At 71.6% G+C, this 15,217-nt stretch carries 15 protein-coding genes; 13 read left to right on the plus strand and 2 right to left on the minus strand.

Annotation, left to right across the window (positions count from 1 at the left end):
* Positions 1–370 precede the first annotated feature (370 nt).
* The gene (locus tag AB0K14_RS40130; RefSeq protein ID WP_360449682.1) at positions 371–1,906 is read left to right on the plus strand and encodes a beta-xylosidase; all 1,536 of its coding nucleotides are present in this window, start codon (positions 371–373) and stop codon (positions 1,904–1,906) included.
* Here the strand turns inward: AB0K14_RS40130 and AB0K14_RS40135 are convergent.
* Positions 1,903–2,322 carry a B-4DMT family transporter gene (locus AB0K14_RS40135; protein WP_360449684.1) on the minus strand — a complete coding sequence of 140 codons (420 nt, stop codon included), beginning with the start codon at positions 2,320–2,322 and terminating at the stop codon, positions 1,903–1,905. The genes AB0K14_RS40130 and AB0K14_RS40135 overlap by 4 nt on opposite strands.
* A 140-nt stretch (positions 2,323–2,462) precedes the next feature.
* On the opposite strand from AB0K14_RS40135, the gene AB0K14_RS40140 reads away from it, so the two are divergent.
* The 3 genes from AB0K14_RS40140 to nusB all read left to right on the plus strand — a co-directional run bounded on the left by AB0K14_RS40140 (position 2,463) and on the right by nusB (position 4,619).
* Positions 2,463–3,548: a Xaa-Pro peptidase family protein gene (locus tag AB0K14_RS40140; protein ID WP_360449687.1), complete on the plus strand. Its 1,086-nt coding sequence runs from the start codon at positions 2,463–2,465 to the stop codon at positions 3,546–3,548.
* An 86-nt stretch (positions 3,549–3,634) separates the two neighbouring features.
* Positions 3,635–4,198, plus strand: coding sequence for an elongation factor P (gene efp / locus AB0K14_RS40145; RefSeq protein ID WP_360449689.1), 564 nt, complete (start codon positions 3,635–3,637; stop codon positions 4,196–4,198).
* A gap of 1 nt (position 4,199) precedes the next feature.
* A complete protein-coding gene (nusB, locus tag AB0K14_RS40150; protein WP_360449691.1) occupies positions 4,200–4,619 on the plus strand; it encodes a transcription antitermination factor NusB in 420 nt (139 codons plus the stop codon).
* 100 nt (positions 4,620–4,719) lie between these two features.
* Here nusB and AB0K14_RS40155 read toward each other — a convergent pair whose 3' ends face one another.
* On the minus strand, positions 4,720–5,208 hold the full coding sequence (locus AB0K14_RS40155; protein ID WP_015103676.1) for a transcriptional regulator: 489 nt from the start codon (positions 5,206–5,208) through the stop codon (positions 4,720–4,722).
* 258 nt (positions 5,209–5,466) lie between these two features.
* On the opposite strand from AB0K14_RS40155, the gene pyrR reads away from it, so the two are divergent.
* The 9 genes from pyrR (at position 5,467) to gmk (ending at position 15,216) form a co-directional block, all read left to right on the plus strand.
* Positions 5,467–6,039 (plus strand): bifunctional pyr operon transcriptional regulator/uracil phosphoribosyltransferase PyrR, encoded by a 573-nt coding sequence (pyrR, locus tag AB0K14_RS40160; protein ID WP_360449694.1) that lies wholly within the window; start codon positions 5,467–5,469, stop codon positions 6,037–6,039.
* Positions 6,036–6,995, plus strand: coding sequence for an aspartate carbamoyltransferase catalytic subunit (locus AB0K14_RS40165; protein ID WP_360449696.1), 960 nt, complete (start codon positions 6,036–6,038; stop codon positions 6,993–6,995). Before pyrR ends, AB0K14_RS40165 begins: the two co-directional genes overlap by 4 nt.
* Positions 6,992–8,278 (plus strand): dihydroorotase, encoded by a 1,287-nt coding sequence (locus tag AB0K14_RS40170; RefSeq protein ID WP_360449699.1) that lies wholly within the window; start codon positions 6,992–6,994, stop codon positions 8,276–8,278. Before AB0K14_RS40165 ends, AB0K14_RS40170 begins: the two co-directional genes overlap by 4 nt.
* Positions 8,275–8,760 (plus strand): transporter, encoded by a 486-nt coding sequence (locus AB0K14_RS40175; RefSeq protein ID WP_360449701.1) that lies wholly within the window; start codon positions 8,275–8,277, stop codon positions 8,758–8,760. The genes AB0K14_RS40170 and AB0K14_RS40175 overlap by 4 nt, the downstream gene beginning before the upstream one ends.
* Entirely contained in the window at positions 8,757–9,884 is a 1,128-nt protein-coding gene (gene carA, locus AB0K14_RS40180) for a glutamine-hydrolyzing carbamoyl-phosphate synthase small subunit (protein WP_360449704.1), read from the plus strand. Before AB0K14_RS40175 ends, carA begins: the two co-directional genes overlap by 4 nt.
* Positions 9,884–13,183, plus strand: coding sequence for a carbamoyl-phosphate synthase large subunit (carB, locus tag AB0K14_RS40185; protein WP_360449706.1), 3,300 nt, complete (start codon positions 9,884–9,886; stop codon positions 13,181–13,183). Before carA ends, carB begins: the two co-directional genes overlap by 1 nt.
* Entirely contained in the window at positions 13,180–13,998 is an 819-nt protein-coding gene (gene pyrF, locus AB0K14_RS40190) for an orotidine-5'-phosphate decarboxylase (protein ID WP_360449709.1), read from the plus strand. Before carB ends, pyrF begins: the two co-directional genes overlap by 4 nt.
* A 304-nt stretch (positions 13,999–14,302) precedes the next feature.
* Positions 14,303–14,620, plus strand: coding sequence for an integration host factor, actinobacterial type (gene mihF, locus AB0K14_RS40195; RefSeq protein WP_077005726.1), 318 nt, complete (start codon positions 14,303–14,305; stop codon positions 14,618–14,620).
* Positions 14,617–15,216, plus strand: coding sequence for a guanylate kinase (gene gmk, locus AB0K14_RS40200; protein WP_360449712.1), 600 nt, complete (start codon positions 14,617–14,619; stop codon positions 15,214–15,216). Before mihF ends, gmk begins: the two co-directional genes overlap by 4 nt.
* Position 15,217: the final 1 nt, after the last annotated feature.

Raw genomic sequence — 15,217 nt, forward strand, 5'->3', positions numbered from 1 at the left:
GGGCCCTTACGGGCACCCCAGGCAGGCCAAAGCCGGGCAGGCACGGCGGGGAAAAGCGTCCCGCCCTGCCTGCCCGGCTTCGTCCAGCCTAAGGCGCCCGAACCCATGTCAAATCGGGCCTCGGTGCACCTGTGCCTGGTCCGTTGTGGCTGAGTTGAGGGCCTCGGTGGGTGCGCTGCGGGTCCGTTGGGCGGTAACTCAGATAGGTGGACGCGCTTACGTGGAGAACACGGACGGTCTCGAAGTGGAGATGGTGGCCTCGTCCGGTTGACACTCGGCAGACGTAGTCGATCTCTACACTGAACCGGAACCGGGTGCGTGCCGTATTCCCGGTGTCCTGATGCCGGGAGAAGCGGAGATCGGCCCTGCCATGTCCAGTTCCGAGGTGGGAGCGGCGAGGCTTCTCGGGTCCGCGTTGGTCGTCGTGCTCGTGACGGCCTGTGCCCCGAGTGCCGCCGACCCGGCGTCGGAACCCAGGCCGAGCAGTGCCGCACCCACGTCCGCCCCGCCCACGCCCAGCGGCAGCGCCGGCAAGGAGCCGCCGAAGCCGGTGCCGTTGGCCACCGACCGGGGCCGGCAGAGCGGTGGTGTGGTCGCGCACGGCGGCGATGCGCCGTACAACTACGGGCCGACGGTGCTGCTGGAGGGCGGCAGGCACCGCATGTGGTGGTGCAGCCAGCTCATGGCCGCCGGGCCTCCGGGGGACGACCTGCTCTACGCGGAGAGCGCGTCGGCGGCCGGTCCGTTCGGCGCACCCGGCGGCGCGCCGGCCATGCCGGTGCTCTCCGGCAGCGTCAACGGCTTCGACGGCATGCACACCTGCGACCCGTCGGTGATCAAGCTCGGCGACACCTACTACCTGTACTACACGGGCGCGGCGGGTGATCACGCCAATGGCAACGCCATCGGCGTCGCCACCAGCCCGGACGGCATCACGTGGACCCGCGCCGCGGGCGGCAAGCCGATCGTGAGCCCGTCCTACGACAGGACCAGGGACAACACCTACGGCGCGGGCCAGCCGTCGGTGCTGGTCGTGGACGGCTGGTTCCACCTGATGTTCACCGACACGACCGGTGAGGCCGCCGGGTGGAACGGCGCGGGCCAGTTCGTGCTGCGCTCGAAGGACCCGACGTTCGCCTCCGGCGTGCAGGCGCTGGGCCCGTCCGGCTTCCAGCAGGTGCCCGACACGCGTTCGAAGCGGACCCGCTCGGTGGTGGACGCGTTCAGCGCCGACTGGATGTACGTCGACGCGCTGCACGCGTTCGTCATCGCCCACGAGACCGAGCACGGCACGAGCCTGACGTTCTGGAACAAGTCGTTCACCGCGAACCCTCACCCCCAGGTCCACATCCCCGGTCCGTGGCGGGAGGGCCCTGGCCTGGTCCGCACGCCCCTCGGGCACGCGCCGGTGACCGCCGGGGACCCGTGCGGCCGGATCGCGGTGGACGTGATCCGCGCGACCATCGACGGCGCGGCGGCGGCACCCACCGCCCTCGGCCAGTTCGGGCTCGACCTCGCGGGCGTGCCGGGCTGCGCGACCGAGGACTCGGCGGCGCTGCTGCACGGTTACGCCGTGCCGTCACCGGCGAACACCACGGACCTCGTGCTGGACGGCGAGGTGGTGCGGCTGGAGCGCCGCTCGGTGACCGACCGGCTCGCCGTCGGCGTGCTGGCCCGCCGGCCGCCGGTCGTGGACGCCCTGCCCGTGGTGGCGGAGATCCCGGCGGGCGCCAAGGCGGTGCGCGCGCCCGACGGCCGGATCGGGCTGCTGGTGGCCGACCGGCTCTGGGTGCTCGGCTCGGGCGAGGCCGCCATCGAGCTCGTCACGCTGAACTCCTCGCAGCTCAGCCAGGTCACCAAGAAGGAGTGGGACTCGTTCGGGAAACCGGGCGAGCTGCGCCGCTAAGCCGGACCGTCGGCCTGCCGCGACCCGTCGGGCTGGGGCAGGGCGTTGCCGACGCCCATCCCGATCGCGGCCGTCGCCATGACCAGCAACGCGGTGAACGCCGCGCCGCCGGTCAGCGCGGGTCCGAGCGATTCGAGCCCGGTCTGGTCGACCAGCGACCGGCCCACCACCCCCACGACCCCGGCCAGCGGCCCGGCGACCAGCGCGGCGACGAACCACACCATGCCCCGGCCGTCGAGCCCGCGCCACGCGTCCAGCGCACCCCACAGCACGCCGATGACGACGACCAGCCCCATCGCGATGTACCGGACGGACGAGGCGGCCTCGGGGCTGTGGACGCTCACCGCCGAGGTGCCGGTCTGCACCCCGCCGTGGAACAACCCCATCCAGAACCCTCGGACCAGCCACGCGCGCATGCGTCCACCCTAGGTCGGACCGACGGCCGGTCACCAGGCACGTCCGCACCGTCCGTCACCCGAGCAGTCCCACGATTCAGCACGGTTCACCCGAACGAGTGTCAGGGTGGGGCGGTCCGCCGGCCTCTACGCTGCTTGGCATGCCGTACTCCACGCGCCGCGCCGCCCTGCGTGCCCTGCTCCGGGACAAGGAGCTGGACGCCCTGCTGGTGACCAACCTGCTCAACGTCCGCTACCTGACCGGGTTCACCGGGTCGAACGCGGCGCTGCTGGTGCACGCCGACTCCGACGACGCCGCGGTGTTCTGCACCGACGGCCGCTACCTCACCCAGGCCGCGGCCCAGGTGCCGGACCTGGAACGGGTCATCGACCGGCCGTGCGACGTGGCGCTGGTCAAGCGCGCCGCCAAGGGGAAGCCCGACCGGGTCGGCTTCGAGAGCCACCACGTGACCGTGGACGGCCTGGACGCGCTGGCGGACGCGGCCGACGGCGCGGCACTCGTCCGGTCGGCCGACCTGGTCGAGCGGTTGCGGCTGGTCAAGGACGACGCCGAGGTCGAGGCGCTGCGCATGGCGTGCGCGGCGGCCGACCGGGCGCTGGCCGGCCTCATCGAGCACGGCGGCCTGCGGCCGGGTCGCAGCGAGAAGGAGATCGCCCGCGAGCTGGAGAACCGGATGCTCGACCACGGCGCGGCCGGACCGTCGTTCGAGTCGATCGTGGCGACGGGCGCGAACTCGGCGGTGCCGCACCACCGGCCGACCGACGCGGTGGTCCGCGACGGCGACTTCGTGAAGCTGGACTTCGGCGCGCTGGTCGACGGCTACCACTCCGACATGACCCGCACCCTGGTCGTCGGCCGGGCCTCCGACTGGCAGCGCGAGCTGTACCAACTGGTCGCGGCCTCGCAGGCGGCGGGCCGGGCCGCGCTGGCGGTCGGTGCGCGGGTCTCGGACGTGGACGCGGCGGCGCGCGCGGTGATCGAGGAGGCCGGGCACGGCGACGAGTTCCTGCACGGCCTCGGGCACGGCGTGGGCCTGCAGATCCACGAGGCTCCAGCGCTGTCGAAGGCGGGTGACGGTACACTTCTGCCCGGCATGGCGGTCACCGTCGAGCCCGGTGTGTACCTGGCCGGGAAGGGTGGTGTCCGCATCGAGGACACGCTCGTGGTGCGCGAAGGCGCCCCGGAGCTCCTCACCCTGACCACGAAGGAACTCGTGGTCGTCTGAAGTCGGATCGTCGGCCTGGCCGACGTCAGTCGGATCGTCGGCCCTGCCGACGGCGCCTCACTCACGCAACAGGAGAGCCCACCACCGTGGCCACCACCAACGACCTGAAGAACGGCCTGGTGCTGAACCTCGACGGCCAGCTGTGGACCGTCACCGCGTTCCAGCACGTGAAGCCGGGCAAGGGCGGCGCCTTCGTGCGCACCACGTTGAAGCACGTCCTGTCCGGCAAGGTCGTGGACAAGACCTTCAACGCGGGCACCAAGGTCGAGACGGCCACCGTCGACAAGCGCGGCATGACCTACCTGTACAAGGACGGCGCCGACTTCGTCTTCATGGACGGCGACACCTACGACCAGATCAACGTCCCGGGCGAGACCGTCGGCGACGCGGCGAACTACATGCTGGAGAACCAGGAAGCGGTCGTCGCCCTGCACGAGGGCGTCGCGCTCTACGTCGAGCTCCCGACCTCGGTCGAGCTCGTGATCCAGCACACCGACCCGGGCCTGCAGGGCGACCGCTCCACCGGCGGCACCAAGCCCGCCACGCTGGAGACCGGCGCGGAGATCCAGGTGCCGCTGTTCGTCACCACCGGCGAGAAGATCAAGGTCGACACCCGCGACGGCCGTTACCTGGGTCGAGTGAACGGCTGAGATGGGCGCACGGAGCAAGGCGCGCAAACGCGCGGTCGACGTCCTCTACGAAGCGGACCAGCGGGGCATCGACCCGGTGACGCTGCTCGCGGACCGGGTCGGTTCGACGGACGTGCCGCCGGTGAACGACTACACGATCTCGCTCGTGGAAGGCGTCACGGCGCACCGCGCGCGGATCGACGACCTCATCTCCGAGCACGCCGAGGGCTGGACGCTGCAGCGGATGCCCGCGGTCGACCGGGCCGTGCTGCGGATCGGGCTCTACGAGCTGCTGTGGGCGGCCGACGTGCCCGACGCGGTCGCGATCGACGAGGCGGTGGAGCTGGCCAAGGGCCTGTCCACGGACGACTCGCCGCGGTTCGTCAACGGTGTGCTCGGCCGGATCGCGGTCATCGCCGACCAGCTCCGGGCCGTGCTCTAGGGCGCACGCCACCGCACGACGTGCCTGCGCGGGCGCAGGCGAAGACCAGGCCGAAAGGGCCACCCGTGGGGCGAACCGGCGGGTGGCCCTCTTCGCGTGCTCAGTCCTCCTTGGCCGGTCGGGCCTCGGGGGGCAGCACGCCCCAGTCGATGAGCTGCTCGGTCAGCTCGCCCGGCGTCATGTCGTAGATGATCGCCAGGGACCGCAGGTCCTCGGTCCGGATGGACAGCACCTTGCCGTTGTAGTCGCCGCGCTGGCTCTGGATGGTGGCCGCGTACCGCGCGAGCGGCCCGACCTTCTCCGCCGGCAGCTGTTGCAGCCGTTCCAGGTTGATGACGATCTTCGTGGCGGGTTCGGCACCGGACGGGACCCGACCCTCCGGCAGCAGCTCGGCCACCGGGACGCCGTAGAAGTCGGCCAGTTCGGCGAGCTTCTGCACGGTCACGGCACGGTCGCCGCGCTCGTACGAGCCGACGACCACGGCCTTCCAGCGACCGCCGGACTTCTGCTCGACGCCGTGCAAAGACAAGCCCTGCTGCTGGCGGATCGCGCGGAGCTTGGCCCCCAGCGCCTTGGCGTAGTCGCCCATGTGGCGGTTCTCCGTTCATTCGCCCCGTCAGCCGGTAGGGGACTGCCGCGGGGAGGCTTAGATCAATACGCAGAGTAATGATTGCTCTCCGTGGTCACCAGGTCAAGCTGATCTCGCCGGCCCAGGTGGGCGAGACCACGCGCACCACCCGGAAGATTGACTCCTCCCGCCTGATACGGTGCTGGTCAGCCCGGTCGCAGCCGGGTGTCCGACGTCCTTTAAGGACCCGTCCAGCGAGGCGGGGAAGGAGGTCCAACCGTGGCGCCACGTCAACGTGGCGCGACGGACCCGGCCGGGGAGCGAGAGCTCCTGTCGGCCGGCGACGTCGCGCGCACCGTCGCCCGAATGGCCCATCAGATCATCGAGAAGACCGCTCTTGATGCACCGAGCGCACCCGCAGTAGTCCTGATGGGGATTCCGAGCCGGGGAGCGCCGCTGGCCCGCCGGCTGGCCGTCCGCATCGCCGAGTTCTCGGGTGTCGAGGTGCCGACCGGCACGCTGGACGTGACCCTCTACCGGGACGACCTGCGCCGAGGCCCCACCCGCCCGCTGGAGGCGACCAAGCTGCCCGAGGGCGGCATCGACGACAGGCTCGTGGTCCTGGTGGACGACGTGCTGTTCTCCGGTCGCACGATCCGCGCCGCGCTCGACGCCCTGCGCGACCACGGCCGCCCCCGCGCGGTGCAGCTGGCCGTCCTGGTCGACCGCGGCCACCGCGAACTGCCGATCCGCGCGGACTACGTGGGCAAGAACGTGCCCACGGCCCGCACCGAGGAGGTCCACGTGCTGCTGGACGAGTTCGACCAGCGTGACGGGGTGGTGCTGCGGTGAAGCACCTGCTCACCACCGAGGGCATCGACCCGGCGCAGGCGACCGCCATCCTGGACACCGCGGCGAGCCTCAAGCAGGCCCTCGAAGGCCGTGAAGTGCGCAAACTGCCGACGCTGCGCGGTCGCACGGTCATCACGATGTTCTACGAGAACTCCACCCGCACCCGCGTGAGCTTCGAGATCGCGGGCAAGTGGATGAGCGCGGACGTGGTGAACGTCTCGTCCTCCGGCTCCAGCGTGAGCAAGGGCGAGTCGCTGCGCGACACCGCGCTGACGCTGGCCGCGGCGGGCGCGGACTGCGTCATCGTGCGGCACCCGGCGTCCGGCGCGGCGCACCGGCTGGCCGGCTGGCTGCGCGAGGCGGGCACGTCGGTGGTCAACGCGGGCGACGGCATGCACGAGCACCCCACCCAGGCCCTGCTGGACGCGGCCACCCTGCGGGAACGGCTCGGCGACCTGCGCGACCGCCGCATCGCGATCGTCGGTGACGTGCTGCACAGCCGGGTCGCCCGGTCCAACGTGCACCTGCTCACCGCCCTGGGCGCGGACGTGACGCTCGTCGCGCCGCCGACCCTGCTGCCGGTCGGGGTGTCGAACTGGCCGGTCACCGTGTCGCACGAGCTGGACGCCGAGCTGCCCAGCCAGGACGCCGTGATGCTGCTCAGGGTGCAGGCGGAGCGGATGTATGGCGGGCCCGCCGGCGCGGGAGGCAACGGACACTTCTTCCCGTCGGCCCGCGAGTACTCCATCGCCTACGGCCTGAGCGAGCGGCGGCTCAAGCTGCTGCCCGCGCACGCGGTCGTGCTGCACCCCGGTCCGATGCTGCGCGGCATGGAGATCGCCTCGGCGGTCGCCGACTCGCCGCGTGCCGCCATCACCGACCAGGTGCGCAACGGCGTGCACGTGCGCATGGCCGTGCTCTACCACCTGCTTGCCCACGAGGAGGAAACCGCGTGAACCGGCCCTTGATCCTCAAGGGAGTACGACCGTACGGCGAAGGTGACCCGACCGACGTGCTGATCCGCGACGGCGTGATCGCCGAGATCGGGTCCGTCGGAGGAGAGGGCGCGGACGTCGTCGACGGCAACGGCGCGGTGCTGCTGCCCGGGTTCGTCGACCTGCACACCCACCTGCGCGAACCCGGCCGCGAGGACACCGAGACGATCGCCACCGGCTCGGCCGCCGCGGCGCTGGGCGGCTACACGGCGGTGTTCGCCATGGCCAACACCGACCCGGTCGCGGACAACGAGGTCGTCGTCGCGCACGTCGCCCGCCGCGGTCGCGAGGTCGGCCTGGTCGACGTGCACCCGGTCGGCGCGGTCACCGTGGGCCTGGAGGGCGTGAAGCTCGCCGAGCTGGGCACCATGGCCAAGGCGGGCGTGCGGGTGTTCTCCGACGACGGCCACTGCGTGCACGACCCGCTGATCATGCGCCGCGCGTTGGAGTACAGCAGGGCGTTGGACGTGGTCGTGGCGCAGCACGCGGAGGAGCCCCGGCTGACCGTGGGCGCGCAGGCGCACGAGGGCGAGCAGGCCTCCAGGCTGGGCCTCCAGGGCTGGCCGGCCGCCGCCGAGGAGTCGATCGTGGCCCGGGACTGCCTGCTGGCGCTGCACGCGGGCGCCCGGCTGCACGTCTGCCACGTCTCCACCACCGGCACCGCCGACGTGCTGGCGTGGGCCAAGGCCCGCGGCACGCAGGTGTCCGCCGAGGTCACCCCGCACCACCTGCTGCTGACCGACGAGCGGCTGGCGACCTACGACCCGGTGAACAAGGTCAACCCGCCCCTGCGCACCGCCGCCGACGCGCTGAAGCTGCGCGAGGCGCTGGCCGAGGGCGTCATCGACTGCGTGGCCACCGACCACGCGCCGCACGCCGTGCAGGACAAGGACACCGAGTGGGCCGCGGCCCGGCCCGGCATGTTGGGCCTGCAGACCGCGTTGTCGATCGTGGTGGAGACCATGGTCAAGACCGGTCTGCTGGACTGGCGGGGCGTGGCGCGGGTGATGAGCGAGCGGCCCGCCGAGATCGCGGGCCTGCCCGACCAGGGGCGTCCGATCGAGGTCGGCGAGCCGGCCAACCTCACCCTGGTCGACCCGGACGCCATCTGGACGGTGCGCGGCGCGGAGTTCGCCAGCATCGCGGCCAACACCCCGTTCGAGGGCATGGAGCTGCCCGGCGCGGTGGTCGCCACCCTGCTGCGCGGGCGCGTGACGGCGGTCGGCGGAAGGATTCCCGCATGACGCGCGTGGTGCTGTCCCTCGCCGTGCTGGCGATCTTCCTGCTGTGCCTGTACGGCATGTGGCGCGGCTGGCAGCGCCGCGCCCGCCGGCAGGCCGGGGTGCTGCCGGAGTTCCCCCGGCCGCCCGCCGAGACCGGCGCGACGATGCTGGAGACGACCGGCGTGTACCTCGGCACCACGATCGGCGACGACTGGCAGGACCGGGTCGCGGTCGGCGACATCGGCCACCGCGCCGAGGCGACCCTGAAGCTGACCGAGAACGGTGTGCTCGTGGAGCGCACCGGCGCGAGCGCGCTGTGGATCCCCGCGGCGCAACTCGACGGGGCCCGCACGGCGCGCGGCCTCGCGGGCAAGGTGATGACGGCGGACGGCCTGCTGGTCGTGCGCTGGCACCTCGGCGACCGGGTGTTCGACACCGGGTTCCGGGGCGACGACAAGGACGTGTACGAGCAGTGGGTGCAAGCGCTGGGAGGCCCTGCATGATCAACTCGGTCAAGACCAACGCGGCACTGGTCCTGGAAGACGGCCGCGTGTTCCGCGGTGAGGCCTACGGCGCGGTCGGCGCGAGCCTGGGCGAGGTCGTGTTCTCCACCGGCATGACCGGCTACCAGGAGACCCTGACCGACCCGTCCTACCACCGCCAGATCGTGGTGCAGACGGCGCCGCAGATCGGCAACACCGGCTGGAACGACGAGGACGACGAGTCGGGCCGCATCTGGGTCTCCGGCTACGTGGTGCGCGACCCGGCCCGCGTGCCGTCCAACTGGCGGTCGACCCGCAGCCTGGACGACGCGCTGGTCAGCCAGGGTGTCGTCGGCATCTCGGGCATCGACACCCGGATGCTGACCCGCCACCTGCGCGAGCAGGGCGCGATGCGCGCGGGCGTGTTCTCCGGCGACGAGCTCGGCGGCGTCGAGGAGATGCTGGCCCGCGTCCGCAGCGCGCCCGCCATGACGGGCGCCGACCTGGCCGGTGACGTGACCACGGCGGAGCCGTACGTGGTCGAGGCCGTCGGCGAGCGCCGCTTCACCGTCGCCGCGCTCGACCTGGGCATCAAGTCCAACACGCCGCGGATGATGGCCGCCCGCGGCATCGAGGTGCACGTGCTGCCGCTGACCTCGACCGCGGACGACCTGGTCGCGGTCAAGCCGGACGGCGTGTTCCTGTCCAACGGCCCGGGCGACCCGGCCACCCAGGCGCACGCGGTCGAGCTGACCCGGACCGTGCTGGACCGGCGCATCCCGCTGTTCGGCATCTGCTTCGGCAACCAGATCCTCGGCCGCGCGCTGGGCCGCGACACCTACAAGCTGCGCTACGGCCACCGGGGCATCAACATCCCGGTCATCGACGTGTCCACCGGCAAGGTGGCCATCACGTCGCAGAACCACGGTTTCGCGCTGGAGGGCGAGCCCGGGGAGGAGTTCGACTCCGACTTCGGCCGCGTGCTGCTGAGCCACTACTGCCCCAACGACGGCACGGTCGAGGGCGTGCGGGCGCTGGACGTGCCCGCGTTCAGCGTGCAGTACCACCCGGAGGCGGCGGCCGGTCCGCACGACGCCGCCCCGCTGTTCGACGAGTTCGTGACGATGATGGGTGAGGGTCGCTGATGCCGAAGAGGACTGATCTCAAGCACGTGCTGGTCATCGGCTCCGGCCCGATCGTCATCGGCCAGGCCTGCGAGTTCGACTACTCCGGCACCCAGGCGTGCCGGGTGCTGCGCGAGGAGGGCCTGCGGGTCTCCCTGGTCAACTCCAACCCGGCGACGATCATGACGGACCCGGAGTTCGCCGACGCCACCTACGTCGAGCCGATCACCCCGGAGTTCGTGGAGAAGGTCATCGCGGCCGAGCGCCCGGACGCCATCCTGGCCACGCTGGGCGGCCAGACCGCGTTGAACACCGCCATCGCGCTGCACGAGCGCGGGGTGCTGGAGAAGTACGACGTCGAGCTGATCGGCGCGGACATCGACGCCATCCAGCGCGGCGAGGACCGGCAGATCTTCAAGGACCTGGTCCGCCGGATCGGCGCGGACGTGCCGCGCAGCGCAGTGTGCAAGAGCATGGAGGACGTCCGCGCGACCGTGGCCGAGCTCGGCCTGCCGGTCGTCATCCGGCCGTCGTTCACCATGGGCGGCCTCGGTTCGGGCATGGCCCACACGCCCGAGGAGCTGGAGCGGCTGGCCGCGAGCGGCCTGGCCGAGTCGCCGGTCACCGAGGTGCTGATCGAGGAGAGCGTGCTCGGCTGGAAGGAGTACGAGCTGGAGCTCATGCGCGACCGCAACGACAACGTGGTCGTCGTCTGCTCCATCGAGAACATCGACCCGATGGGCGTGCACACCGGCGACTCGGTGACCGTGGCCCCGGCGATGACGCTCACCGACCGCGAGTACCAGCACATGCGCGACGTCGGCATCGCGGTCATCCGCGAGGTCGGGGTGGACACCGGCGGCTGCAACATCCAGTTCGCCATCGACCCGCGCAACGGCCGCATGGTCGTGATCGAGATGAACCCGCGCGTCTCCCGCTCGTCGGCGCTGGCGTCGAAGGCGACCGGTTTCCCGATCGCCAAGATCGCCGCGAAGCTCGCGATCGGCTACACGCTGGACGAGATCCGCAACGACATCACCGGGGAGACCCCGGCCAGCTTCGAACCGACCCTCGACTACGTCGTGGTGAAGGTGCCGAGGTTCGCGTTCGAGAAGTTCCCCGGCGCGGACAGCACGCTCACCACGACCATGAAGTCGGTCGGCGAGGCCATGTCCATCGGCCGCAGCTTCATCGAGGCGCTCGGCAAGGCGTTGCGCTCCATGGAGACCAAGGCCGCCGGGTTCTGGACCACGCCCGATCCCGACGAGACGCTGGAGTCCACCCTGGACGCCCTGCGCAAGGGCCACGACGGGCGGCTGTACACGGTGGACCGCGCGCTGCGCCTGGGCGCGACCATCGAGCAGGTGCACGAGGCGTCGCGGATCGACCCGTGGTTCATCGAGCAGATGGCCTGGCTGGTCGGCCTGCGGGGCGAGATCGAGGACGCGCCCGTGCTGGACGAGCGCCTGCTGCGCAAGGCCAAGCGGGCCGGCCTGTCCGACCGGCAGGTCGCCGCGCTGCGCCCGGAGCTGGCCGGTGAGGACGGCGTCCGCTCGCTGCGCCACCGGCTGAAGGTGCGGCCGGTGTTCAAGACGGTCGACACCTGCGCCGCCGAGTTCGCCGCCAAGACCCCGTACCACTACTCGGCCTACGAGCTGGACCCCGACGCCGAGACCGAGGTGGCCGCGCAGCCCGACAAGCCGAAGGTGCTGATCCTGGGCTCCGGCCCGAACCGGATCGGCCAGGGCATCGAGTTCGACTACTCGTGCGTGCACGCGGCCATGGCGCTGCGCGAGGCGGGCTACGAGACGGTGATGGTCAACTGCAACCCGGAGACCGTCTCCACCGACTACGACACCTCCGACCGGCTCTACTTCGAACCGCTGACGTTCGAGGACGTGCTGGAGGTGTTCCACTCCGAGCAGCGCTCCGGCACAGTCGTGGGCGTCATCGTGCAGCTCGGCGGCCAGACGCCGCTGGGCCTGGCGCGGCGGCTGGAGGCTGCGGGCGTGCCGGTCGTGGGCACCCCGCCGCACGCCATCCACCTCGCCGAGGAGCGCGGCGCGTTCGGCCAGGTCCTCGCCGACGCCGGGCTGCCCGCCCCGAAGTACGGCATGGCCACGTCGTTCGCGCAGGCCAAGGCCATCGCCGACGAGATCGGCTACCCGGTGCTGGTGCGGCCGTCGTACGTGCTCGGCGGTCGCGGCATGGAGATCGTCTACGACGAGGAGACCCTGCGCAGCTACATCCAGCGCGCCACCGAGGTCAGCCCGGAGCACCCGGTGCTGGTCGACCGGTTCCTCGACGACGCCATCGAGATCGACGTGGACGCCCTCTACGACGGCACCGAGGTGTTCATCGGGGGTGTGATGGAACACATCGAGGAGGCCGGCGTGCACTCCGGCGACTCGGCGTGCGCCCTGCCCCCGATCACGCTGGGCGAGTCCGACATCGAGGCGGTCCGGCGGTCCACGCTGGCCATCGCCGACGGCATCGGCGTGCGCGGCCTGCTCAACGTGCAGTACGCGCTGAAGGACGACGTGCTGTACGTCCTGGAGGCCAACCCGCGCGCCTCGCGCACCGTCCCGTTCGTCTCCAAGGCCACGGCGGTGCCGCTGGCCAAGGCCGCCGCCCGGATCATGCTCGGCGCGACCGTGGCCCAGCTGCGGACCGAGGGGCTGCTGCCCAAGACCGGTGACGGCGCGAAGCTGCCCGCGCACGCCCCGGTGGCGGTCAAGGAGGCCGTGCTGCCGTTCCACCGGTTCCGCACGCCGGAGGGCAAGGGCGTGGACTCGCTGCTCGGCCCGGAGATGAAGTCGACCGGCGAGGTCATGGGCATCGACGTGTCGTTCGGCATGGCCTACGCCAAGTCCCAGACCGCCTCCTACGGCTCCCTGCCCACGTCGGGGCGGGTGTTCGTGTCGGTGGCCAACCGGGACAAGCGGGCCATGATCTTCCCGGTCAAGCGGCTCGCCGACCTCGGCTTCGAGGTGCTGGCCACCGCGGGCACCGCCGAGGTGCTGCGCCGCAACGGCATCCCCTGCACGGTCGTGCGCAAGCACTTCGAGGGCGCCGACAACATCGTCGACGCCATCCTCGCGGGCACCGTCGACATGATCATCAACACCCCGTACGGCAACCACGGGCCGCGCGTCGACGGCTACGAGATCCGCACTGCGGCCGTGGCCAAGGACATCCCCTGCGTCACCACGATCCAGGGCGCGGCGGCGGCCGTGCACGGCATCGAGGCCGCCATCCGCGGTGACATCGGCGTGCGGCCCCTCCAGGCCCTCCAGGCGGCGCTGCGGGGTGAGGGATGAGGTTCGGCGCACGCCTGTCCCGGGCGATCTCCGAGCACGGGCCCCTGTGCGTGGGCATCGACCCGCACCCCGGCCTGCTGGCGTCCTGGGGGCTCTCCCAGGACGCCGCGGGGCTGGAGCGGTTCGCGCTGACCTGCGTGGAGGCGTTCGGCGGCCGGGTGGCGGTGGTGAAGCCGCAGGCGGCGTTCTTCGAGGCGCACGGCTCACGGGGCGTGGCGGTCCTGGAACGCGTCATCGCCGACCTGCGCGACAGCGGCACGCTGGTGCTGGTCGACGCCAAGCGCGGCGACATCGGCTCGACCATGGCCGCCTACGCCTCGGCCTACCTCACCGAGGGTTCGCCGCTGGCGGGCGACGCGGTCACCGTGTCGCCGTTCCTCGGCTTCGGATCGCTCGATCCGGCGCTCTCGGCGGCTTCCGAGAGCGGTCGCGGAATATTCGTCCTCGCGTTGACTTCGAATCCCGAGGGCGCTTCCGTGCAACGCGCGACGGGCTCCGACGGGCGTTCCGTGGCGCAGTCGATCGTGGACTCCGCGGCGCGGGCGAACGCGGGCGCCGAGCCGTTCGGCGACGTCGGCCTGGTGATCGGCGCGACGCTCGGCGAACTCGGCGTGGACCTCTCTGACCTGCACGGACCCGTCCTCGCGCCCGGTTTCGGCGCCCAGGGCGCAACCGTCGCGGACCTGCGCGCGCTGTTCGGCGCGGACCTGCGCGGAGTGCTCCCGACGTCCTCCCGGGACGTGCTCAAGCACGGTCCGGAGACCGCAAAACTGCGGTCGTCGGTGGAGGCCGTGCGGGCCTCCTTGGAGATGTGATCACGATCAAATCGCGACACGCTTCGCGTGGTCCGCTCACCAGCGCAAACGGTCCCTGGTACGGTCCTGGCCACCGGCGGGTCCATCCCCCATCGAGCGCATACCACACCCGGCGTGCGCAAGGCGTTACCGGTGGCGGTGATAGACCTGTTGGGGGGTGTTGGTACTACTACCACCCGCCGCTACCACTCCAGCGCTGACAAAGATTCACCTGACTGGGACCCACGTTGTACCCAGGCAATTGCGCTCGGTACGGTCGCGGCACCGATCCAGAATTTGACATTCCCACACCACGGAGGAAATCGTGGCCCTTCCCCAGCTTACCGAGGAGCAGCGGGCCGCAGCGCTGGAGAAGGCTGCTGCCGCTCGTCGCACTCGGGCTGAGCTCAAGGAGCGCCTCAAGCGTGGCGGCACGAACCTGACCGACGTGCTGAAGGCCGCCGAGAGCGACGAGGTCCTTGGCAAGATGAAGGTGTCCGCGCTGCTCGAGGCGCTTCCGGGCGTCGGCAAGGTGCGTGCGCAGCAGATCATGGAGCGCCTTGAGATCGCTCCGTCCCGTCGGCTGCGCGGCCTGGGTGAGCGGCAGCGCAAGGCGCTGCTCACCGAGTTCAGCGGCGAGTGAGTGATGGCACCGGGGTGGGGTCGGGCGTTCGCGCCCGGCCCCGCCTCACCGTTCTGTCCGGGCCCTCCGGCGTCGGCAAGTCCAGCGTGCTGGCCGAGCTGCGCCGGATGGGTCCGGAGATCCACTTCAGCGTCTCGGTGACCACCAGGAAGCCGAGGCCGGGCGAGGTCGACGGGGTGCACTACCACTTCGTCGACACCGCCGAGTTCCGCGACATGGTCGCCGCGGGCGAGCTCCTGGAGCACGCCGAGTTCGCGGGCAACTGCTACGGCACCCCCAAGGAGCCGGTGGAGCGGGCGCTCGCGGCCGGCACGCCGTCCCTGCTGGAGATCGAGCTGCAGGGCGCGCGGCAGGTCCGGGTCGCGATGCCGCAGGCCCAGCTGGTCATGCTGGCGCCGCCGTCGTGGGAGCACCTGGTCGGCAGGCTGACCGGCCGCGGCACCGAGGACCCCGCCGTCGTCGCCCGCCGGTTGGAGATCGCCAGGGAGGAACTGGCGGCCGAGCCGGAGTTCGACGAGGTCGTGGTGAACGACGACGTGAAGATCGCCGCCGTGAGCTTGCTAAACTTGGTGGTCGGCCCGGTGCCCGACGCGTGAG

Origin of the sequence: Actinosynnema sp. NPDC050801, from assembly GCF_040673975.1 — a bacterium.
In the GTDB taxonomy this organism is placed as follows: Bacteria; Actinomycetota; Actinomycetes; order Mycobacteriales; family Pseudonocardiaceae; genus Actinosynnema.

Excerpts from the sequence above, each read along its gene's own strand:
- carA (WP_360449704.1), top strand. The coding sequence starts at position 8,757 with ATGATCAACTCGGTCAAGACCAACGCGGCACTGGTCCTGGAAGACGGC.
- AB0K14_RS40175 (WP_360449701.1), top strand. The coding sequence starts at position 8,275 with ATGACGCGCGTGGTGCTGTCCCTCGCCGTGCTGGCGATCTTCCTGCTG.
- pyrF (WP_360449709.1), top strand. The coding sequence starts at position 13,180 with ATGAGGTTCGGCGCACGCCTGTCCCGGGCGATCTCCGAGCACGGGCCC.
- nusB (WP_360449691.1), top strand. The coding sequence starts at position 4,200 with ATGGGCGCACGGAGCAAGGCGCGCAAACGCGCGGTCGACGTCCTCTAC.
- carB (WP_360449706.1), top strand. The coding sequence starts at position 9,884 with ATGCCGAAGAGGACTGATCTCAAGCACGTGCTGGTCATCGGCTCCGGC.
- AB0K14_RS40155 (WP_015103676.1), bottom strand. The coding sequence starts at position 5,208 with ATGGGCGACTACGCCAAGGCGCTGGGGGCCAAGCTCCGCGCGATCCGC.
- AB0K14_RS40130 (WP_360449682.1), top strand. The coding sequence starts at position 371 with ATGTCCAGTTCCGAGGTGGGAGCGGCGAGGCTTCTCGGGTCCGCGTTG.
- AB0K14_RS40140 (WP_360449687.1), top strand. The coding sequence starts at position 2,463 with ATGCCGTACTCCACGCGCCGCGCCGCCCTGCGTGCCCTGCTCCGGGAC.
- AB0K14_RS40135 (WP_360449684.1), bottom strand. The coding sequence starts at position 2,322 with ATGCGCGCGTGGCTGGTCCGAGGGTTCTGGATGGGGTTGTTCCACGGC.